This is a genomic window from Actinoplanes auranticolor, from assembly GCF_018332655.1.
Classification (GTDB): Bacteria; Actinomycetota; Actinomycetes; order Mycobacteriales; family Micromonosporaceae; genus Actinoplanes; species Actinoplanes auranticolor.
In genome coordinates this window covers 17,044-36,517 of sequence record NZ_BOQL01000005.1, presented here as the reverse complement: position 1 = coordinate 36,517, position 19,474 = coordinate 17,044, and the positions used below count along the sequence as shown (strand labels likewise).

Below are 19,474 nucleotides of genomic sequence, written 5' to 3'. Positions count from 1 at the left end.
GCCGAACAGGTCGGCCAAGCGGCGGACGAGACGCCGCGTACGTCGTCCTCGACAGGTCACACAACTCAAGCCCGGTCCCGAACGGGATGACCTGCCCGATCGGTGTGGCTCGCACCAACTAACGCTCTATACGTCTGGCTCGCGCTCGCTTCGGCGGGTGCGGGCTCAGCTCGTTTCTGCCTGCCGGCCTGTCGGCCGTCGACCCACCCTCCGGGGAGCGGGCGGACGCTGGTCTCCGCGGAAATGATGATCCGGCCCCCGTGGTCGAGGTGAAAGGCCGGCGAGCGGGTCTTGTCGTACCCGGCCCTTAGGGTTCCCGGCATGGCGATTCCCGATCGCGTGCCGATCGCGTACGAACCCGATTACCGCACGAGCACCATCGGCCGCTTCGACGGCGGGCAGTTCTTCGGTTCCGTCACGGCCACCCTCGAGGCCGGCAGCGGGGCGGAGCCCGACTGGTTCCGTGGCAAGCGGTGGTATGCCGTGCTGCACCGCTTCGATGCCGCCGGCGGGCACACCGGATCGGAGATCTGGTTCGCCGGCACCAGCGAGGAGGAGCGCGCCTCGATCGACAGAGCCGAGGCGCACCTGACGGGGCTGCTCGACGCTTTGCCCGGGCGCGCTTACGGCGACATCGCCGTCAAGCTGTTCCAGGTGGAGGCCGACGGGCACGTCTTCGGGCTCGTCGACGAGTCCGAGGAGTACGACGGGGAGGACCATGCGGAGTTCCTCCCCGACGACCTGGGCTTCAACCCGCCCTGGGACGGCTGCTACGACACCTGAGCGGCGTCAGGAGAGTTCGGCGGGGATCGTGACCACGTCCACGAAGGCGTTCTTGCGCAGCACCGTGATCGGCAGGTTCTTGCCGATCGCCGGGCCCAGCATCAGGCGTTGCAGGGCCTGGACCGTCTGCATCGGCTCCCCGCCCGCCGTGACCAGGATGTCGCCGAGGTAGATGCCCGCCGTGCCGGCCGGGCTGCCCGGCACCACCTCGACCACGCGCAGGCCGAGCTTCTGGCCCAGGCGTTCGGCGATCGGCGGCGGCAGCGGCACCGGTACGCCCGCGACGCCGAGCCAGGCGCGGCGGACCCGGCCCGTGGTCACCAGTTCCCCGATGATCTGGCGGGTGGTCTTGTTGATCGGGACGGCCAGGCCCAGGCCGTAGCCCGCGACGGCCGTGTTGACGCCGACCACCGTGCCGGTGGAGTCGGCCAGGGCTCCGCCGGAGTTGCCCGGGTTGAGGGCCGCGTCGGTCTGGATGACGTTGTCGATGATGCGGACGCGGCGGCCGTCGCGGGCGGGCAGCGACCGTCCCAGTCCGGACACCACGCCGGCGGTGACCGAGCCGGCCAGGCCCATCGGGTTGCCGACCGCCACGACGAGCTGGCCGATCCGCAGCCGGTCGGCGTCGCCGAGCGGGGCCGCCGGGGCGCCCGGGTTGTGCACGCGGACCACGGCCAGGTCGGACAGGGCGTCGGCGCCGACCACGTCGAACCTGGACTCGCTGCCGTCGGCGAAGGCGGCTGTGCCGCCGCTCGCGCCGGCGACCACGTGGGCGTTGGTGAGCAGGAATCCGTCGTCGGTGAAGGTGACCGCCGAGCCGGCGCCGGCCCCGCGCGGGGTACGGACGGACAGCGCCGCGACGGACGGCAGCAGCTGGGCGGCGACGCCGGTCACGACACGGCTGTAGGCATCGAGCGCGCCCGTTTCGACCCCCGTGTGTTCGGTATCCATGAAGTCCGGAACGCCGGGCCGGGAGCCATCGATGCCGGTGTCACGTCCGCCCACGGCGAACAAGTCAGTCACGGATAGTCGCGAAGGTCGCACAGAAAGTCCGACCGGATGGTGGTTGCCGGGGGTTGTATGAGTGACGAAGGAGCTGAACGAGCCGGACGGAGGGTGGGGATGGTCATCGTCGACGAGGCTGTACCGGCCGACATCGTGGACCGCCTGCTCTGGCAGGACGCCCAGCAGATGCTGCGGAGGCACGCCGAGGCCGGCCATGACGGCAACTGTGTCTGGTGCGGCTGGCGCTGGCCCTGTGCCCCCCGCAGGCTCGGTGAACGCGCCGACATCGCCTCCCGCCGGCCGTGGCGGGAAGCCTGGACGCTGCGGCACGACCTCAACAGCGTGCGCGCGATGCCCGGCGTCCGGACCGGGCTGGACGGCAACATGGTCCGGCGTGAGACGCCGAAATTCGACGAACTGAACAGAGGCTATTTCGACTGAACGACCCCCCGCCGGACACTCGACGTCATCCGGGGACCTTGACCGTCCCCCGGCAAGAACCGACCTGCATCGGCCCGGACGACGTCGCACCGCGGTGACACCCTCGTGCCCCGCCAGCACGCCGGTGTCCCGCACCCGGACCCGCCCAACCGCTCAGACCGGCACGCCTCCGCCGGTCGGCGCCTCCGGCCAGGCGTCAACGGCGGTTCGGGCGGGCGCGGTTGGCGGGAGTGCGTGACCACAGGTTCCCCCGCATTCACTCGGTCACGCGCTCCCGCCCGCCCTCCACTGGCCGCCCGTAGCGCACCTGGGCCACCGGCTCCCCGCCGATCGCCTCGGTGCGCGTCGTGCCGTCCGGGACCCAGCCGCCGCGCTCGTAGAAGCGCCGGGCCTGCTTGTTCGCCTCCAGCACCCAGAGCACGGCCCGGCTTCCCAGCCGGCCCAGCGCGGGCAGTGCGTCGGCCATCAGCGCCCGCCCCACCCCGGTGCCCACGTATGCCGGTTCGGCGTGGATCGCGTACAGCTCCGCGACGCCGTCCTGTTCGCTCGGTCCCAGGTAGCTGAAGCCCGCGAGGGTCCCGCCGGCGACGGCGACCGTCAGCCGGTGCGTGTCGCGTTCCCACTTCCAGCGCTCCGCCCACCACTCGCCCAGCGCCTCCGGCGAGCCGTAGGCCAGCGCTTCCGGGGAGAGGATCTCCGCGTAGGCGGTGGCCCGGGAGTGGAAGTGCAGGGCGCCGACCGCCCGGAGGTCGTCGTCAGCGACGGGACGCAGATGCACGCTCATCGGACGAACCTAGCCGGGGCGGCACCGGGACCCGCAGCAGATCCTCGGCGAGCACGATATCGCCGTTGAACTCCACGCGGGCCTCGTCCAGGAACCGGGTGCTGTCCGCGTACCGCTGGGAGAAGTGGGTGAGCACCAGCGTGCGTACCCCCGACTGCCGGGCCACCGACGCGGCCTGGCCCGCGGTCAGGTGGCCGACCTGCGCGGCCATCGCGGCATCCTCGGCCAGGAAGGTCGACTCGATGACCAGCAGGTCCGCGCCCTCGGCGAGGTGGAAGACGTTGTCGCACAGGCCGGTGTCCATCACGAAGGCGAAGCGCTGCCCGGGCCGGGGCGCGCTGACCTGCTCGAGCGTCACCCGGCCGAGGCGGCCGGTGCGCTGCAGCTCGCCGATCGCCGGCCCGGCGATGCCGTGCGCGGCCAGCAGCGACGGCACCATCCGGTGGCTGTCGGGCTCGGCCAGGCGGTAGCCGTAGGTCTCGATCGAGTGCCGCAACGGCAGCGCGGTGAGTGCGCCGGCCGAGGTCTCCACCCGGAAACCGTCCGACACGGGTACGGGCTGGAGGTCGGCGACGTCGTAGAAGCTGGTGGCGTGCCGGAGCCGGTCGAAGAACTCCTGGCCGCCGGCCGGGTAGTGCACCTCGACCGGGTGCGGAACCTTGTCGAGCGAGATGCGCTGGATGATCCCGGGCAGGCCGAGCGCGTGGTCGCCGTGGAAGTGGGTGACGCAGATCCGGCGCAGCGGGGTGACGGCGAGCCCGGCCAGGAGCATCTGGCGCTGGGTGCCCTCGCCCGGGTCGAAGAGCATGACCTCGTCGTCCCAGCGCAGCAGGTAGCCGTTGTGATTGCGGTGCCGGGTGGGCACCTGGCTCGCGGTGCCGAGCACGGTCAGCTGGCGCATGGTCACCTTCGGACACGGGCCGGGCGGACGGATCCGCACATGAAGCGACCCCCGGGGACTTCCGCGCCGAAGCGTGGTCCGGTCGGACTGGGCCGGATCCCCGGGGGTCGGGTGGCTGCCTGGTATTCGCCGCACCGCTGCCACACGGTCTCGACGTTCAAACGAAGCTGTCAAGGACAGCGGCTAGCGGACAGCCACCTCACGAGTCCCGTTGCTATACAACTTCGGACCACCTCCTCTCACGTGTACGGCCACGTTAACCATCCCGCGGCCCCGTCGACAACGCTTTTAAGGTCACTAGAGTCGCGGGAATACCTGCGGCGACTCCTCGGTGCCCTCGACGAACTGGGAGGCGGGACCGACGATCTGCCGGTCCGGGGTGCCGACGATGGTGGTGTCCTTGTTGTCGTAGTCGAAGCGGTTCAGCACGAAGCGGATGGCCTCCAGCCGCGCCCGCTTCTTGTCGTTGCTCTTGACCACGGTCCACGGGGCGTCGGCGGTGTCCGTGTAGAAGAACATCGCCTCCTTGGCCTCGGTGTACTCGCCCCACTTGTCCAGCGACTCGAGGTCCATCTTCGAGAGCTTCCACTGGCGTACCGGGTCCACCTGCCGGATCGCGAACCGGGTGCGCTGCTCACCCTGCGACACCGAGAACCAGAACTTGATCAGGTTGATCTGCGAGCGGACCAGCATCCGTTCCAGGTCCGGGGCCTGCCGCATGAACTCGAGATACTCGGCGCGGGTGCAGAAGCCCATGACCCGCTCGACCCCGGCCCGGTTGTACCAGGAACGGTCGAAGAGCACGATCTCCCCGGCCGCGGGCAGGTGCTTGATGTAGCGCTGGAAGTACCACTGGTTGCTCTCGCGCTCGTTCGGCTTCTCCAGCGCGACCACCGAGGCGCCCCGCGGGTTCAGGTGCTCCATGAAGCGCTTGATCGTGCCGCCCTTGCCGGCGGCGTCGCGGCCCTCGAAGAGGATGACCATCCGCTCGCCGGTCCGCTTGCACCAGTTCTGCAGCTTGAGCAGCTCGATCTGCAGCAGGCGTTTGTCATGGTCGTATTCGGCCCGCGCCATCCGGGTGTCGTACGGGTAGTCCTCGCGCCAGGTGTCCACGGGGCTGCCGTCGGCGTTGAGGAGCACCGGGTCGTCGTCATCGTCGTCGGCGACCCGGTAACCGCCCAGCTCGGTGATCGGACCCGTGTACGGGTCGGTGGTGAGCTCGTCGTCGAACTGGCGATCCTCGTGGCCGCCGTTGTCGCCCTGCTCCTGCTCGTGGTCCTGATCCGCCTGCATGACAGGGTTCTTACCCACCGGGGCCGACCTGACAACTGGCGGACCGTAACGGGAAGGTGGACGGCAGGTTAACGCTCAGCCGAGCCAGCTCCGCAACCGCTTCACCCGGGACGCCTCGACGACCGGTGGCAACTCGTCCCGGGTCTGCACACCGACCTGCTCCTGACGCGCCCACAGCACGCCGTAGCCGAACGCGTCCGGCGCGGTCCGGGCCACCTCACGCAGCACTTCCTGCGCGACCACCGAATCCTGGTGCGCGCCGAGCACGTCCTGCAGCTCGGTCAGGGTCTTCACCAAGCGTTTACCCGGCTTGCCGGCGCTGGGGGCGAAGACCTCCACCGCGTACCGGGCGCGCTTGTAGGCCTTGCGGGCCTCGTGCAACTCGGCGTCCACGCCGTCGGCCATCGCCTGGTCCAGCAGCTGGTCGGCCTTGAGCAGCGCTTTGCGGGCCCGGCGCAGCGCGCCCGCGTCGTCCGGCTCCGGGTCGTCGACGAGCGCGTCCATCGCGTCGAGCATGGCCAGGTAGCGGTCGCTGTCCAGCGCCTCGGTCAGCGCCACGCGGCCCCGCTCGACCTGGGCGTCGAGATGAGCGCGGATGCCCTCGGACACCTCCGGAAACCCGGACGTGTCGGCGAGCAGTTTGCCCTCGAGGACCTGACCGTCCCGTACGTCGCCGAGGCGGTCGGCCAGCCACTTGAGGTCGCCGTTGAGCCCGGCGGCCGGCTGCGGGTCGAACGAGGCCTTGAACGTCTTCAGGGTGCTGCGCAGGCGCCGGGTCGCCACCCGCATCTTGTGCACGGCTTCGGCGTCGCCGGCGCGTACCCCCTGGTCCTGCTCCTCGACGGCCTCGCGCTGCTCCCGGGCGTACCGGATCACGGGGTTGACCTTGCGGCGCCGGCGCCGCGGCGCGGCGAGCCGGTCACCGAGCGCCCGGGCCAGCTTCGACGGCCCGGCGGCGGGGGTGGCGCCGGCCGCCCGCAGCAGGCCCTCGACGGCGTCGAGCACCTCGGGGCCGCCGTCGACCAGCTCGACCTCGAGCTCCTGCCAGTGCTGCTCGGTGCCGCCGGTCTCGGCGGCGACCCGGTCCTGGGCGACCAGCGCGAGGGTACGGCCCTGCTCGTCGCGCAGCGGCGTCTCCACCCGGTGCGTGCGCAGTCGCGCCACCGGGCGCAGCGGCCGGGTCCGGACGATGGTGCGGACCTCCGCGACCAGCTCGCCGGGCACGTCGTCGCCGTCAGTCAGCGGCAGCCGGTGCTCGGTCCGGCTCGACGCGCCGGCCGGCGTCTTGAGATGCCACCCCGCGTCCCCGCCACCGGTCCGCCGGCGCAGGGTCCGCTTGTTCCGCGCGAGCCGCAGATCCTCGGTGTCGAAGTACGTCGCGTCCAGCTCGTGGGTCTCGGGCTCCCCGAGCTCGCGCACGCCGCCCGCACCGATGAGCGGCGGCAACGAGAAACCGGCGGGGACGTCGTACTTGCGTTCGTTCTCGGTGGCCGTCTCCATGCCACCAATATGCCCGCCGGGAGGCGGCTCAGCTATCTCACAGCCGAACACGGCAGCATGGGAGGCCGGTCTTTCCCTTGGAGGTGCCGTGAACGAGCCGGAACGACGCAAGGTCTCCCTGGCCGGACTCGGGCTGATCGGCGCGGGCGCGGTGCTCGGGCTCGCGCTCGCCGGTCCGGGAACGAGCCAGGACGAAGCCGCCGCGCAGGGGCCGGGCGCCAGTGCCCCGGCGGAGCCGCCGAAGCCGCCGCCGGCCGACGACTGACTCCCAGCTCATTTGGCGGTGCGGCACAGCGGTTTCCCAGAAACCCGCCGCACACTCGACTCAGGCCCCTGGCGGACCCGGCGCTCGTCCCCCGTGCGAGCGCCGGGTCCCTCAGGCCTGCGAGAGCGCCGCTCCGACCGCCGCCCCGGTCGGGGCGGCGCTTTTCTCATCCGTGGGCCTCGCCCTGACTGCTCTCATACGTGGGCCTCGCCGTGGCTGCGGAGATACTGGGCCCGGGAGTAGTACGCCGCGGCGGCACCGAAGTACATCGTCGCGAGCGAGACGTGGAAACTGTTGTCGGTCAGCGCATTCTTGGCGTTGGCCGTCTCGGACCAGCGGATCTCGGCGTCGGAGGCACTGATCCCGCGACGCGCACAGCGGATGCGGTTGAGCTCCTTACCGATCCGCCAGGTCTCGAGCGCCGCCTCGGCCTGCCGCATCATCGTCCGAGCCTTGTCGGCCAGCGACTCGGCCAGCGTCCAGGCGACCCGCTCCTCCTCGTTGTGAAACCTGGGCATGGTGTACCTCCCGAGGTCTACCTCCTGAATTGTCTTCTTGTTCAGTGTGTGAGCGGGGGTAGGCGGCTGTCGATCTTTTACACCCGTAGGGAGGACGGCATCAGTGCAGCGTGGGGCGGTAGATGAGCTCCTGGACGCGGCCGTCGAGCGTACGGCTCTCCAGCACCTCGAGGTCGAAGTCCTCGGCCCCGGAGAAGATCGGGCTGATGCCGGTCCGGCCGGTGATGACCGGGAAGAGCGTCACGTGCACCCGGTCGACGAGGCCGGCGGCCATCAGCGCCCGGTTCAGCGAGAGGCTGCCGTGCGACCGCAACGGGACCTGGGACTGCTCCTTGAGGCGGGTGACGACGTCGACGGCGTCACCCGCCTCGACGGTCGCGTCGGGCCAGTCGAGGGGCGCCTCCAGGGTGGTCGACACGACGGTGGCCGGGAGGTTCCGCATGCGGGTGACCCAGGGGTCGCGCACGGTCTCCTCGGTGTTGCCGGCCAGCAGGCTCGTGAAGATCCGGTACGTGTTGGCCCCGAAAACCATCCGCTGCCTCTCCTCGTACAGGGCGAGACGGCGGTCGAGCAGATCGGGACCCTGCTTACCCCAGTAGCCGGTCCAGTCGCCACCGGCGGCGCCGAAGCCGTCGAGGCTGGAGAAGACGTCGAAGGTGTAGGTGGCAGTCATGGCGTTCTCCTCGGTGAGGTCGGTTGTCGCCCTCTCACTTCCGCTACGAACGCCGCTGTCTCGAATCGACAAGCTCTCCGGAACTTCTCTCAGCGCAGCTCGGCAATCGCCTTCAGCTCGTCCGCGCTGAGCGGCCCCCGCGCCTCGGCCTCGACACACTCGGCCAGCTCGGCACGGTTCTTCACGCCGAGGACCACGGTGGCCACGCCCGGGACGGACAGCGCGTACCGGTGCGCCAGAGCGGCCGGGGTCTCACCCATCACGGCCGCGAGCTTGCGGAACGGCTCGGCCCGGGCGAAGTCGACGGCCGCTGGATGATCCGGCTCGACGGCCCGGTCCAGCGCGTTCGTCAGCGAGCCGGCGGCCACCGCCCGGATACCGACGACCGACACCCCGTTCTCGTCAGCGAGCCGGTGGATCTCCCCGTTCGCCGGCTCGAGGTCGGGACCGAACGCCCACATGTCGCCGGTGAGATCGAGGGCGTTGACCACGACCTGGGCGGCGTCCGGCCGCGGGGTCCCGGCCAGCGCCTCGACCACACCGCGCGGATGCCCGATGCCGGTGATGCCCCAGGCCCGGATCGTGCCCTGCTCCCGCAGCCGCTCGAACTCCGGCACCACTTCGTCCCGGTAGCCCGCCCAGCTCAAGGCTCCCGGGGCAGGCGATCCGTCGGCCGGACGGAGGTAGGTGTGCAGCAGGAACAGGTCCAGGTGCTCGCGGCCCAGCCGTTCGAGGCTGTCCCGCAGGCTCTCCCGGATCCGCCGGACGAGGTCACGTTCCTCGTCGTCGGGGAGCTGGACCTTCGTTGTCACCAGCACGTCGGGGGCGGGCCGCGAGCGCAGGGCCACACCCACCGCCCGTTCCGCCTCTGCGTCGACGCCGTAGCTGGGCGCCACGTCCAGCATCGTGATGCCCGCGTCGAGGGCAGCGTGGACGGTGGCGACCGCCTCATCCCGGTCGGTTCCGCCCCAAACGCCGGCGATGCCGCCGCCGCCCAGGGTGAGCGCGCTGACCCGGCCCAGCCGACCGAAATCCCTGGTCTCCATGTGATCCTCCCCGTGGTCGGTACTGCTTTCGACCCGACCGTAGGACCTGGAGCGCGCTCCAGATCAAGGCTCGCGGACGTCCTTTCCGTGCTCGGCGAACGCCTTGAAGTCCTGCATGTGCTGGAGCGACTGCTTGCGGAAGGTGCCGGGCATCAAGAGCCCCACCAGCCGCATGAGCAGGCCGCTGAACCGGTATTCGTTCTCGCTCGCCCAGAGCGTGGTGTCAGGGCCGGTCTCGGTCAGGCGGTCGCGCGCGGCGCTCCACATACCCTTGCCGACGATCTCGCGTTCGAAACGGACGACGTCCTCGCTCCGGATTCCGTGCAGGTCCAGTGGTTCCCGGCGCGTGATGGTCTCGGTGCACTCCATCTGCTGCTGCCCCATCTGGAACACGACTCGGGATCTGGTGCCGAGGTGGCCGTGTATTCCGCTCAGCGGTTCGTGCAGGACCAGGCCGCGCAGCCACTTCGGGAGGTGCGCCGGGTCGGCGAGGAGCTGGGCCACTCGCTCCCGCGGAAGGGCGATCTCCATCGAGACGGTGTACTTCATGGTGAGGCGCTCCAGTTCATCGTCGCGCTGGCCGACGAAGCCGCTGCATGAGCACGACGGTACAGCCTGGTTCGAGAGGTCTGATCCGGCGAACTGCGTCTCGCCACCGACAAGGAAACGGATGCGCCGACCAGCACGGCTTCTGTGCAGGTGCGCAGTGCCTTGAAGGTTCTCTGCCGTCCTGTCCTCTCAATCGGAATGCTGATCCTGTGGAGGACGCCGAGGTCCTTCGTGGTTTACGGAATGGGACCCGTCAGCGTGAGTTCGATGTCAGGACTGCCGCGCCCCGAGCGTAGGAGGTGGACGTGGAGGGCTACCTCGATAACGACGTCGGCGCCTACTCGGGCACGCTCTGCCCGGCACGGCAGGGGTGTTCGTCGGCCGTTGAGGGCGAAGGGAGTGGTGCAGGGCGTTCGCTGGTAGCCGCCGCTGCCGGGATACCGATTACGGCGGGCCTCGCGGCCGATCGTGCCCCGTGAGCGTCGTAGCTCAGCCGCGACAGCCGCCTGCGGGGCACCCGCCGAGCACAACGCCGAGGGCCAGAGACTCGTTCGCTCTGGTGCCGCCCGGCCCGGCCTGGCTTGCCCTGCCGTACCGCCGGCGGTGACCCGCACGCTTCGCGGGCCGCTTGCGCCGCCCAGCAGGACCGGGCCGGAGGCCCGCCGCTCGGGGACCCGCGCCCGGCCGCTTGGCTGGACGCTCCCGGCGGTTTCCAGCCCGGCGGCAGGCGCTACACACAAAGAAGCCCCGGGCCGCCGAAGTAGCCGGCAGTTCCGGGGCTTTCAGATTCGTGGTGGCGGGACGCGTCCGCGGGGGATCTCGGACCTCTGGGATGAGTTGAGCCATCCCGCCGTCCGTCGCCCAGGCGAAGCCGAGCAGACCGTCGCCGGGCCGCCAACCTTCGTGTCTACCCCACGCCGAGCGAGCCGTGGCGGCCCCAGCGTCGGCCCGCTCCCCGGTGGATGGGTCGACGGCCGACGGGATGCAGGCAGATGAACCGAGGTGCCCTCAAGAAAGGCGAGGACACCTCGATGCGAACAACTAAGCGGTCTTGGCCACACCGATCGGGCAGGTCATCCCGTTCGGGTCGTGGTTGCACGCATCGGCGCCATCCTCGGCGTGGACCTGACGCAGCCGCGGACCAGCGCGGAGGGTGAGAGGCCAACAGATGAGCGCGATGGTCCGGCCGTGGGCAGGGCCGCATGAGCGGGCTGGAAGATCTCCCCGAGGACATCCGGGCGATGGTGGCCCGCATGGCGATGCCCGACTTCGCGGGGTGGCAGAAGCAGGTCCGGTCAACGGGCGCGTGCGCGAATCCAACACGGATGCGTGGGCATCGCACTGTCATCGACGCCGCACGGGGTGAGGTGTTGGATCACTACAGCACCGATGATGAGCCGACGGGATACCGGCTGATCCGCTGCGGGAACCGGCGGGCAGCCGTGTGCCCGTCATGCTCGCAACTCCACCGTGATGACACCTTCCAGGTCGCCAGCGCTGGTCTGGATGGCGGCAAGGGCATCCCGGAGACGGTTGCCGAGCATCCGGCCATCTTCGCCACCCTTACCGCGCCGTCCTTCGGAGCTGTTCATGCGAGGCACAGGAACGCGGGCCGGGACGGCAAGCCGCTGCGATGCCGGGTCCGTCGCAACGCTGAAGCGTGCCCGCATGGCGTCGTCATGTCGTGCAGAGAACGCCACGGCGAGGGTGATCCCGAGCTGGCGGCGCCCTCTGCCCGGAGTGTTACGACTACGCCGGTGCGGTGCTGTTCAACGCGTACGCCGGTGACCTGTGGAAGCGGTTGACGATCTACCTGCGGCGCGAGGTCGCAGCCACGGTTGGGCTGAGCCGGAGTGCCTTGAGCAAGGTGGCCAAGGTGTCGTTCTTCAAGGTTGCCGAGTACCAGGCGCGAGGAGTCATCCATTTCCGTAGCGTGATTCGGATGCGCTTTGGTACCCAGGTCGATACACAGGCGATCGCGGACGTCGGTGGAGGTATCACTAGCCGCAACGTCGCCCGCTACATCGCTAAGTACGTGACCAAGGGTGGTGAGATCACCGGCCTACCACCGCGAGGGATCAAGAGCTTGGGCACCTTGGACCATCTGCACCTGCCTGCCCACACGGAACGCATGGTGCGGGCTTGCTTCGTTCTGGATGATGTGAACGCCGGCACACTGCGGTGAAGCGCGAGGCCGCAACCGTCGTTACCGCGGAATGTTGGACAGGTCCATGACTTTGTCATTCGTCAATCCGCACTGTGCGGCAGACTGGTCTAAGTCAACGATTGACTTACCTTTCGGGCCCGGCGAGGTTAGCAGCTTCGCTTCCGATGGCCGACCTTGGACGAGATCCTTGTAATTCTTTACAACTACCGAGCAGTAGCCGGGCTCGGGTACGGGCGCGTCGTCTGTGCGCAACAAACCAAACAGTGCGACAGCGGCAGCTAGGACCGTCGCTGTCGCCGTTATCAATACACCTTGAATGCCGCTGCCCACCGTCGACGCTTCTCGTACGCCAGCAAGCACGCGGTCTACGTGAGGCACTACTGGATTTGTGTCGAATTGCTCGAGGTTATCGAACCCTGAGCGGTTACTGCTTGAGGGAGATTGCCGCTTCAAATGCGCAATCTCTTGCCGCGCGTCCCGCAATCCCTGCTCAAGAGAATCGACGTAGTTCTTGTACAGCTCTTCCTGTTCCCGCTTCAATACCTCAGCAGGCGGCTTTCGAGGTTTCGGTGTAGCTGGCATCAACGCTCGGCGCCCTTTAGTGCCCCTTGAACTCGTTCGGCAGCCGATGTCTCGCCCGCAACAATCAATGCGTTGCGCACGAGGACCACGTCACGAACGAGGCGCTCGTCGGTACGCCCCATTAACGCAACTTGCTCAAGCGCCATCGCAAGCACCAGGCCGGTCTTAATGACGTGCTGACGACGTGAGATCACTCGAAGTAGCTGAAGGACCGAACTAATGAGGAAAAAACAACTAATCGCGAAATATACTCGCACGTCGGTTAGCGGGCTTCGTAGCGGGGCCATTAATTCATCGCTTGTGAAAAGCACGGCAGCGACAGTCACAACTAGCAGGGAGGCTATGCCGGTGGCCACCGACGCGGCTGCTAGCTGCCCTCTAGTCGGGACCGCATGTCCGGTGACAGAAACAAGATCGGCGGGTAGCCTCACACCGCTCCAATCCGAAGATCACTTTAACGCCACGCCTTACCGACTGAACCGTATGCAGGGCCGAGCCACATCACTGTACCTTCCACAGTGGGCGCCGGGTGACATCCGTTCGGGTATGGCACTGGCCGAGCTCGGCCGCATCCGTACGCAGGTAAGTACGGCGACGAACCAAGCCCGCAACAGCCGGAGCTGAGCCGTGTCCGGATGCTGACCTGCAAATCGGTCTGCATCCAGCCGTGCCGCCGCTGGTCCATGGTTTCAAGATCGGCCCAGCGTTGAGTCCAGATGCGGGTCGAGCATGGAGTTATCAAGGTACGAAGGTCAAGACGCGGGCCACCCTGGCAGTCGTGCCCGCTACGTGCCCGATGCGGCGGCCACCGGGCAGGGATGACGGTCAAACGACGGTCAATCCCGAGTGCCGTCGAGCTGGGAAGACGGCAGGCGAGGGACCCGCGACCGGCGGACAATCGAGGATTCCTAAACCGTGTGCCCGCCCGCCGGCCACCGATGCCTTCGCAGGCCAGGCGCGCAGCAGCGAAGTACAGCAACCAATGCCACGACAGTGGACCGACTAAACCGCGACCAACCCGTCTGACCTCGTATGGAACCGTCAGCGACTGCTCTACGTGAACTTGACACGGGAGAGTTCAGCCCAGAGCGAAGTCCTTGATCCCGGTAGCGATGGCCGAGACGGTCCCGATGGCGCCCGACACAGTTGCCAAGATCGCGGTCGGTGATGCCCACATGCCTCGGGTGAACTGGGCCCAGCGCTTCGAGTAGAACAGCATCTTGAACTTCTGCCAACGGTGCTGGCGGAGGTGGCATCCCAGTAGCAGGCCGCGAGAGTTGTTGATGCAGAACTTCCCGTTCCGGGTCGCCGCGCCGCACCAGGCTGGCGCCCAGAACGGCGACCAGACCACTACGACGCCGGACAGGAATAGCAGCGGCGCAGAGCCCGTCTCAGCCGTCCACCAGATCGTGAGCAGTAGGACGAGGGCGACGAGACCCCAGTACTGCCGAAGGAATCTCATGAACCACAGGTAGCCGAACGGGCACGCTTGGTGAAGCCACCTGTCGGATTCGGGCGGGCTGGTTGCGCGTGGTCTATGTGTGCAGGCCGAGATGGAACCGTGCTGCGGCGGTCAGCCGGTTGATTTCACGGTCAACCTTGGGCGCGCCTGGCTTGGTGAAATGGCCGGTGGATGGTTGACGGCCGGTCCTAGATCGACAATTCCTAGACTGCGTTTTTCGCATGTGCTGCAGGGTGGGTTGCAGCCCGCTCGGGTGGTGTGCGGCAGAGTGGACAGACGAAAGCCCGGAGCATCACGGTTGCTCCGGGCTTTCACCTCGACCACGGGCCGGATCATCACCTCCGACCTCGCTGTCAGCGTCTCCCAAGCGCCAACCGAGGAGACCTATCGCCAACCTCCCACAGCTAGCGTTGGGTAGTCAAGGGCTAGTCATTGGTGCTCTACTCGGAAGTGCCAACCGAGGAGATTACCTGTGCCACCGCGCTACCGATATGAAGAGATCGCTGACGACCTCCAGCATCGCATCAAAGCTGGCGAGTTCCCGCCCGGCTCACGCCTGCCCAGTCGCCGCGAGCTGATCGCCCACTACGAGGTGACCGAGCCCGTGATCGACCGCGCCATGCAGATCCTCCGCATCAAGGAGATCACCGAGACGCTGCCCGGCGTCGGTGTCTTCGTCCGCGACGACCCCGGCGCATAGCCCCTGGTCTGTTAAGCCGGTCGCGCCCGGCCTGCTGGCGGCGCAAGCGCCGGCATCGGCCGACGCGCCGGCATCGGGCATCAACGAGATCAGATGACAACCATTGGGCGCGGACCAAGATTGCCTCTGGCGGGGATCTCGGACCTCTGGGATGAGGTAAGCCATCCCGCCGTCCGTCGCCCCAGGCGAAGCCGAGGAGACCGCCGCCAGGGCCGCCATCCTTCGTCGCTACCTACCGCTGGGTGAGCCGTGGCGGCCCCAGCGCCGGCCCGCTCCCCGGTGGGTGGGTCGACGGCCGACGGGATGGCAGGCAGAGGAACCGAGGTGCCCTCAGGCGTACGAGGACACCTCCATGCGAACAACTAAGCGGTCTTGGCGACACCGATAGGGCAGGTCATCCCGTTCGGCCCGTGGTCGCAGTACCCGTTCGGGTTTTTGTCACTTGAAAGGTACTGCTGGTGGCTGCGGTGTCCGTCTGAGCATCGTGCATTCCCCGTGGCATCTAAAGGTGCAGGACGGTACGGAGCGCGTCGTCCACGGCTATGAGTTCGACCCTGGTGAGATGGCCGACCAACTCGCCGAGTCGTTCGGGGTCGACGGCGGCGGTCTGCTCGACCAGGACAAAGGTTGTCTTGCCCTGGATATCGATCTCTGGGCGGAAGCTGGTCGGTCGTGCGCTGGTGGACGTAGGCGCCACGAGCCATGTCGACAGCGGCAGGAGGTCCGACTGAACGACGACCCCGTAGCGGTTGCCGCGCTGTTCGTGACCGCGCGCATCACGCGGTGCTTTCAGCCGGTATACATCACCACGCACGGAGCGAATCCATGTCCGCCAGCACCGCGCGTGCTTCGGCGCGGTCCTCGGGGTCAGCGGCCACCGCTTCGGCCTCGGCCCGTATTTGCTCCGCACGCCGGGTGCGCCAGGCGGCAAGGATCGCCTCGCGGATGACCTGCGATCGATCACGATCTCCCGAGGTCAGGTCGGCCAGCGCCTGGTCGACAGCATCGTCCGCACGGAACGTAATCGTTGACATAAGACAAAGTGTATGACGCTGCGCGCACGTAGCCAAGCCGTCGCGAGGCCCGATCAGGCCGCCGAGCCGGAGCCCAGCGGCCTGCCGTTGTACGAGTCCATCGGTCAGGCGTCGCTCTTGGCGACGCCGATCGGGCAGGTCATCCCGTTCGGCCCGTGGTTGCAGTACCCGTTCGGGTTTTTGTCACTTGAAAGGTACTGCTGGTGGTAATCCTCGGCGTAGTAGTACGCCCCCAGCGGCGCGATCTCAGTAGTGATCTGCCCCCGCCCAGCCTTGCTCACCACCGGCTGGAACGCCTCCACCGAAGCCAGCGCCACCGCCGCCTGCTCCGCCGTAGTCGTATAAATCGCCGACCGGTACTGCGTCCCCACATCGTTTCCCTGCCGCATCCCCTGCGTAGGGTCGTGGTTCTCCCAGAACGCCTTCAGCAGCTGCTCATAGCTGATCTTCGCCGGGTCGTAGACCACCTGCACCACCTCAGCATGCCCGGTACGCCCCGAGCAGGTCTCCTCGTACGTCGGGTTCGGGGTCGTCCCGCCCGCGTAGCCCACCGAGGTCGAGTACACCCCGGGCAGCCGCCAGAAGATCCGCTCGGCTCCCCAGAAACAGCCCATGCCGAACACAGCCGTCTCGAATCCGGCCGGCCAGGGGCCCTTCAGTGGGGTTCCGAGCACCGTGTGCTTGTCCGCCACCGGCATCTCCACGCCGCGGCCGGATACAACCCCAGGCAGGTCGAGCTTCTTGTACCGCAGGAACACGGTCACTCCTCTCATCCGCCCTCTACAACGCCCCGTCCAGCGCGATCCTTACCCGGTCCGCGTACGACTGCGCCTCCTCGTCGGAGGCGTACTTCGTTCTCGGCCAGAAGAAGCCGCGGAGGCCGTCGCCTTTCGTCCGGGGGACCACGTGCGTGTGCAGATGTGGCACCGACTGTGACACCACGTTGTTGATCGCCACGAACGTGCCCTGGGAGCCGAGGGCCGACGGCACCGCGGCAGCCACTCGCTGCACCAGGGCGAAGTAGCCCGGCAGCAGCGCGGCCGGCAGGTCGGTCAGCTGGGAGACGTGCGGGCGTGGCACCACCAGGACGTGGCCTTTGAAGACCGGCCGGATGTCGAGGAAACCGACACCTTCCTCGGTGTCCACCACCCGGAACGCGGGAACCGTACCCGCCACGATCGAACAGAAGAGGCAGTCGGGCATCAGCGCAGACTAGCCTTGCCGTTCATGACGGGTAACACGTACGGCTTCGACACTCTGGCCATCCACGCCGGGCAGGACCCGGATCCGCGCACCGGGGCGGTGGTGCCGCCGATCTATCAGACGAGCACCTACGCCCAGGATGCCGTCGGCGCCCCGCGGCTGGGTTACGAGTACAGCCGCTCGGGCAACCCGACCCGCGACGCCCTGCAGGAGTGCCTGGCCGCGATCGAGGGCGGCCGGCGCGGCCTCGCCTTCGCCAGCGGCCTCGCCGCCGAGGACACCTTGCTGCGCGCGGTCTGCCGGCCCGGTGACCACGTGGTGATCCCCGACGACGCGTACGGCGGCACGTACCGCCTGTTCGCCAAGGTCGCCGAGAACTGGGGCCTGGCCTGGACCGCCGTGCCGCTCAACGACCTCGACGCGGTGCGGGCGGCGTTCCGTCCCGGGCACACCCGGCTGATCTGGGCCGAGACGCCGACGAACCCGCTGCTGAACGTCGCCGACATCACCGCCCTCGGCGCGCTGGCCCACGAGTACGACGCGATGCTCGCGGTGGACAACACGTTCGCCTCGCCGTACCTCCAGCAGCCGCTGGCGCTCGGTGCCGACGTGGTCATCCACTCGACGACGAAGTATCTCGGCGGGCACTCCGACGTCGTGGGTGGCGCTCTGGTCACCGCCGGTGACGAGCTCGGCGATCAGCTCGCTTTCCACCAGAACGCGATGGGCGCGGTGAACGGGCCGTTCGATGCCTGGCTGACGCTGCGCGGCATCAAGACCCTCGGCGTACGCATGGACCGGCACTGTGACAACGCCGAGCGGATCGTCTCCTACCTGCAGGACCACGAGGCCGTCGGTCAGGTGCTCTACCCCGGGTTGGAGTCGCATCCCGGACACGAGACCGCCGCCAAGCAGATGTCGCGCTTCGGCGGCATGGTGTCGTTCCGCGCGGCCGGTGGCCCTGAGCAGGCGATCAACATCTGCAACCGGACGAAACTGTTCGTGCTGGCCGAGTCGCTCGGTGGCGTCGAGTCGCTGATCGAGCACCCGGGACAGATGACACACCTGTCCGCCGCGGGCTCACCGCTTGAAGTCCCCGCCGATCTCGTGCGACTGTCTGTCGGCATCGAAACCGTTGACGATCTGCTCGCGGATCTGGAGCAGGCGCTCGGCTAGGTCCTAGACAGACGGAGACTGGCCATGGAGAACCTGGCGACCACGTGGGTGGGTGCCACGGCGAAGCAGATCTCGCGCGCGGTGCGGCGCGGCGACACGACGGCCACTCAGGTCGTGGCCGACCACCTGGAGCAGATCGCGATCTCCGACCCGGCGATCGCCGCGTTCCGCGTGGTGCGGGCCGGTGAGGCGATCGCCGAGGCCGAGAAGGTCGACGACCAGGAGGATCTCGCGAATCTGCCGCTGGCGGGCGTGCCGGTCGCGGTGAAGGAGAACACGCCCGTCGCCGGCCTGCCCACCTGGCACGGCTCGGCGGCGGCGCGTTCCGCCGTGGCCGAGGACGACCACGAGGTGGTCCGGCGGCTGCGCGGGGCCGGCGCGGTGGTGGTCGGGGTGACCCGGATGCCCGAGATGGGGCTGTGGGGCACGACCGACGGCGCCGAGGAGCCGACCCGTAACCCGTGGGCGCTGGAGCGTACCCCCGGTGGCTCGTCGGGCGGCTCGGCCGCGGCCGTCGCCGCCGGCCTGGTGCCGATCGCCCAGGGCAACGACGGCCTGGGCTCGGTGCGCATCCCGGCCGCCTGCTGCGGCCTGGTCGGGCTCAAGCCTGGCCGCGACGTCATCCCCTGCGACCTGGGCATCGACGGCTGGTTCGGGCTGACCGAGAACGGCGTCCTGGCGACCACGGTCGCCGACGCCACGCTGGGCTTCAGCGTCATGGCGGGCCGCTCCCCGGCGAAGCTGGTCCAGCCGGACAAGCTGCGGGTCGGCGTCTCGCTGCGCTCCCCGGTCGCGGGGGTACGCCCGGACGAGCCGAACCGCGAGGCGGTCGCGAAAGCGTCGAAGCTGCTCGTCGGCGTGGGCCACGACACAGTCACGGCCGACCCGCCGTACTCGACCGCGGTCGGCCTGGCCGGGCTGGCGACCTGGTTCGCCTGCGCGTACCGGGAGGCCGACGCCGCCGGGCTGGACGTCCGTGCCCTGCAGCCGCGCACCCGGCGGCACATCGCGCTGGGCAAACTCATGTGGCGGCGCGGCTGGGTCGGCAAGCGCCAGCGCGACGCGTGGCGGGAGAAGAGCATCCAGTTCTTCGCCGACAGCGGCATCGACGTGCTGCTCACGCCCGCTCTGGCGGCGGCGCCGCCGCCCGCCGAGGGGCACGCCGCGGGCAGCTGGCGGCGCAACATGCAGATCAACATGGCGTACGCGCCGTACGCCGCGCCGTGGAACATCGCCGGGCTGCCCGCGATCGTGGTGCCGGTCGGGCTGCGCCCGGACGGCCTGCCGATCGCCGTGCAACTCGTCGGTCCGCCGGACTCGGAGCTGCTGCTGCTGGCCATCGCCGGACAGCTCGAGGTGGCCAACCCCTGGCCTCGTCACGCCTTCGTCTGA

General features: G+C 68.8%; 21 protein-coding genes and 2 pseudogenes. 7 read left to right on the top strand and 16 right to left on the bottom strand.

The features are described from left to right. The first annotated feature begins 321 nt into the window (after positions 1-321). Complete coding sequence (locus Aau02nite_RS02405) at positions 322-783, top strand: hypothetical protein (RefSeq protein ID WP_212986634.1); 462 nt, start codon at positions 322-324, stop codon at positions 781-783. 6 nt (positions 784-789) lie between these two features. Here the strand turns inward: Aau02nite_RS02405 and Aau02nite_RS02400 are convergent, their stop codons facing one another. Beyond that, positions 790-1,677, bottom strand: coding sequence for a S1C family serine protease (locus Aau02nite_RS02400; RefSeq protein WP_246594838.1), 888 nt, complete (start codon positions 1,675-1,677; stop codon positions 790-792). Positions 1,678-1,905: 228 nt separating this feature from the next. Here Aau02nite_RS02400 and Aau02nite_RS02395 point away from each other — a divergent pair, with 228 nt between their 5' ends. Further along, on the top strand, positions 1,906-2,229 hold the full coding sequence (locus Aau02nite_RS02395; RefSeq protein ID WP_212986632.1) for a hypothetical protein: 324 nt from the start codon (positions 1,906-1,908) through the stop codon (positions 2,227-2,229). Between the two features lie 256 nt (positions 2,230-2,485). Here the strand turns inward: Aau02nite_RS02395 and Aau02nite_RS02390 are convergent, their stop codons facing one another. The 4 genes from Aau02nite_RS02390 to Aau02nite_RS02375 form a co-directional block, all read right to left on the bottom strand. Next, positions 2,486-3,013, bottom strand: a complete 528-nt coding sequence (locus tag Aau02nite_RS02390) for a GNAT family N-acetyltransferase (RefSeq protein WP_212986631.1) — start codon at positions 3,011-3,013, stop codon at positions 2,486-2,488. Then, positions 2,985-3,920: a ribonuclease Z gene (locus Aau02nite_RS02385; RefSeq protein ID WP_212986630.1), complete on the bottom strand. Its 936-nt coding sequence runs from the start codon at positions 3,918-3,920 to the stop codon at positions 2,985-2,987. Before Aau02nite_RS02385 ends, Aau02nite_RS02390 begins: the two co-directional genes overlap by 29 nt. A gap of 291 nt (positions 3,921-4,211) precedes the next feature. After that, entirely contained in the window at positions 4,212-5,207 is a 996-nt protein-coding gene (ppk2, locus tag Aau02nite_RS02380; protein ID WP_212986629.1) for a polyphosphate kinase 2, read from the bottom strand. 75 nt (positions 5,208-5,282) lie between these two features. After that, entirely contained in the window at positions 5,283-6,707 is a 1,425-nt protein-coding gene (locus tag Aau02nite_RS02375; RefSeq protein ID WP_212986628.1) for a CYTH and CHAD domain-containing protein, read from the bottom strand. Positions 6,708-6,795: 88 nt separating this feature from the next. Between Aau02nite_RS02375 and Aau02nite_RS02370 the strand changes: the two genes are divergently transcribed. Next, positions 6,796-6,972 carry a hypothetical protein gene (locus tag Aau02nite_RS02370; RefSeq protein ID WP_212986627.1) on the top strand — a complete coding sequence of 59 codons (177 nt, stop codon included), beginning with the start codon at positions 6,796-6,798 and terminating at the stop codon, positions 6,970-6,972. A 194-nt stretch (positions 6,973-7,166) separates the two neighbouring features. Here Aau02nite_RS02370 and Aau02nite_RS02365 read toward each other — a convergent pair whose 3' ends face one another. The 4 genes from Aau02nite_RS02365 to Aau02nite_RS02350 all read right to left on the bottom strand — a co-directional run bounded on the left by Aau02nite_RS02365 (position 7,167) and on the right by Aau02nite_RS02350 (position 9,758). Further along, positions 7,167-7,490, bottom strand: coding sequence for a hypothetical protein (locus Aau02nite_RS02365; protein WP_212986626.1), 324 nt, complete (start codon positions 7,488-7,490; stop codon positions 7,167-7,169). Positions 7,491-7,590: 100 nt separating this feature from the next. Then, entirely contained in the window at positions 7,591-8,163 is a 573-nt protein-coding gene (locus tag Aau02nite_RS02360) for a dihydrofolate reductase family protein (RefSeq protein WP_212986625.1), read from the bottom strand. Between the two features lie 89 nt (positions 8,164-8,252). Next, positions 8,253-9,209, bottom strand: coding sequence for an aldo/keto reductase (locus tag Aau02nite_RS02355; RefSeq protein ID WP_212986624.1), 957 nt, complete (start codon positions 9,207-9,209; stop codon positions 8,253-8,255). Between the two features lie 63 nt (positions 9,210-9,272). Next, positions 9,273-9,758: an SRPBCC family protein gene (locus tag Aau02nite_RS02350; protein WP_212986623.1), complete on the bottom strand. Its 486-nt coding sequence runs from the start codon at positions 9,756-9,758 to the stop codon at positions 9,273-9,275. Between the two features lie 1,202 nt (positions 9,759-10,960). Between Aau02nite_RS02350 and Aau02nite_RS47790 the strand changes: the two are divergent. Continuing rightward, positions 10,961-11,943 (top strand): annotated as a pseudogene (locus Aau02nite_RS47790) (replication initiator). 563 nt (positions 11,944-12,506) lie between these two features. Here Aau02nite_RS47790 and Aau02nite_RS02335 read toward each other — a convergent pair. Together Aau02nite_RS02335 and Aau02nite_RS02330 are read right to left on the bottom strand one after the other, a co-directional pair. Beyond that, positions 12,507-12,701 carry a hypothetical protein gene (locus Aau02nite_RS02335; RefSeq protein ID WP_212986620.1) on the bottom strand — a complete coding sequence of 65 codons (195 nt, stop codon included), beginning with the start codon at positions 12,699-12,701 and terminating at the stop codon, positions 12,507-12,509. 884 nt (positions 12,702-13,585) lie between these two features. Then, the gene (locus Aau02nite_RS02330) at positions 13,586-13,969 is read right to left on the bottom strand and encodes a hypothetical protein (protein ID WP_212986619.1); all 384 of its coding nucleotides are present in this window, start codon (positions 13,967-13,969) and stop codon (positions 13,586-13,588) included. Between the two features lie 472 nt (positions 13,970-14,441). On the opposite strand from Aau02nite_RS02330, the gene Aau02nite_RS02325 reads away from it, so the two are divergent. After that, the gene (locus Aau02nite_RS02325) at positions 14,442-14,669 is read left to right on the top strand and encodes a winged helix-turn-helix domain-containing protein (RefSeq protein ID WP_212986618.1); all 228 of its coding nucleotides are present in this window, start codon (positions 14,442-14,444) and stop codon (positions 14,667-14,669) included. Between the two features lie 362 nt (positions 14,670-15,031). Here Aau02nite_RS02325 and Aau02nite_RS46125 read toward each other — a convergent pair. The 5 genes and pseudogenes from Aau02nite_RS46125 to Aau02nite_RS02305 all read right to left on the bottom strand — a co-directional run. Then, a pseudogene (locus tag Aau02nite_RS46125) lies at positions 15,032-15,130 on the bottom strand (peptide-methionine (S)-S-oxide reductase MsrA); the annotation flags it as partial. 41 nt (positions 15,131-15,171) lie between these two features. Further along, on the bottom strand, positions 15,172-15,483 hold the full coding sequence (locus Aau02nite_RS02320; protein WP_212986617.1) for a type II toxin-antitoxin system PemK/MazF family toxin: 312 nt from the start codon (positions 15,481-15,483) through the stop codon (positions 15,172-15,174). Continuing rightward, the gene (locus Aau02nite_RS02315) at positions 15,473-15,703 is read right to left on the bottom strand and encodes a hypothetical protein (protein ID WP_212986616.1); all 231 of its coding nucleotides are present in this window, start codon (positions 15,701-15,703) and stop codon (positions 15,473-15,475) included. The genes Aau02nite_RS02320 and Aau02nite_RS02315 overlap by 11 nt, the downstream gene beginning before the upstream one ends. A gap of 104 nt (positions 15,704-15,807) precedes the next feature. Beyond that, positions 15,808-16,461, bottom strand: coding sequence for a peptide-methionine (S)-S-oxide reductase MsrA (gene msrA / locus Aau02nite_RS02310; protein ID WP_438841093.1), 654 nt, complete (start codon positions 16,459-16,461; stop codon positions 15,808-15,810). A 22-nt stretch (positions 16,462-16,483) separates the two neighbouring features. Continuing rightward, positions 16,484-16,906, bottom strand: a complete 423-nt coding sequence (locus Aau02nite_RS02305; protein WP_212986614.1) for an HIT family protein — start codon at positions 16,904-16,906, stop codon at positions 16,484-16,486. 24 nt (positions 16,907-16,930) lie between these two features. On the opposite strand from Aau02nite_RS02305, the gene Aau02nite_RS02300 reads away from it, so the two are divergent. Then, positions 16,931-18,082 carry a cystathionine gamma-synthase gene (locus Aau02nite_RS02300; RefSeq protein ID WP_212986613.1) on the top strand — a complete coding sequence of 384 codons (1,152 nt, stop codon included), beginning with the start codon at positions 16,931-16,933 and terminating at the stop codon, positions 18,080-18,082. Positions 18,083-18,106: 24 nt separating this feature from the next. Further along, the gene (locus Aau02nite_RS02295) at positions 18,107-19,474 is read left to right on the top strand and encodes an amidase (protein ID WP_438841091.1); all 1,368 of its coding nucleotides are present in this window, start codon (positions 18,107-18,109) and stop codon (positions 19,472-19,474) included.

Excerpts from the sequence above, each read along its gene's own strand:
- Aau02nite_RS02315 (WP_212986616.1), bottom strand. The coding sequence starts at position 15,703 with ATGTCAACGATTACGTTCCGTGCGGACGATGCTGTCGACCAGGCGCTG.
- Aau02nite_RS02365 (WP_212986626.1), bottom strand. The coding sequence starts at position 7,490 with ATGCCCAGGTTTCACAACGAGGAGGAGCGGGTCGCCTGGACGCTGGCC.
- Aau02nite_RS02305 (WP_212986614.1), bottom strand. The coding sequence starts at position 16,906 with ATGCCCGACTGCCTCTTCTGTTCGATCGTGGCGGGTACGGTTCCCGCG.
- Aau02nite_RS02300 (WP_212986613.1), top strand. The coding sequence starts at position 16,931 with ATGACGGGTAACACGTACGGCTTCGACACTCTGGCCATCCACGCCGGG.
- Aau02nite_RS02355 (WP_212986624.1), bottom strand. The coding sequence starts at position 9,209 with ATGGAGACCAGGGATTTCGGTCGGCTGGGCCGGGTCAGCGCGCTCACC.
- Aau02nite_RS02350 (WP_212986623.1), bottom strand. The coding sequence starts at position 9,758 with ATGAAGTACACCGTCTCGATGGAGATCGCCCTTCCGCGGGAGCGAGTG.
- ppk2 (WP_212986629.1), bottom strand. The coding sequence starts at position 5,207 with ATGCAGGCGGATCAGGACCACGAGCAGGAGCAGGGCGACAACGGCGGC.
- Aau02nite_RS02330 (WP_212986619.1), bottom strand. The coding sequence starts at position 13,969 with ATGAGATTCCTTCGGCAGTACTGGGGTCTCGTCGCCCTCGTCCTACTG.
- Aau02nite_RS02395 (WP_212986632.1), top strand. The coding sequence starts at position 1,906 with ATGGTCATCGTCGACGAGGCTGTACCGGCCGACATCGTGGACCGCCTG.
- Aau02nite_RS02405 (WP_212986634.1), top strand. The coding sequence starts at position 322 with ATGGCGATTCCCGATCGCGTGCCGATCGCGTACGAACCCGATTACCGC.
- Aau02nite_RS02375 (WP_212986628.1), bottom strand. The coding sequence starts at position 6,707 with ATGGAGACGGCCACCGAGAACGAACGCAAGTACGACGTCCCCGCCGGT.
- Aau02nite_RS02390 (WP_212986631.1), bottom strand. The coding sequence starts at position 3,013 with ATGAGCGTGCATCTGCGTCCCGTCGCTGACGACGACCTCCGGGCGGTC.
- Aau02nite_RS02360 (WP_212986625.1), bottom strand. The coding sequence starts at position 8,163 with ATGACTGCCACCTACACCTTCGACGTCTTCTCCAGCCTCGACGGCTTC.
- Aau02nite_RS02295 (WP_438841091.1), top strand. The coding sequence starts at position 18,107 with ATGGAGAACCTGGCGACCACGTGGGTGGGTGCCACGGCGAAGCAGATC.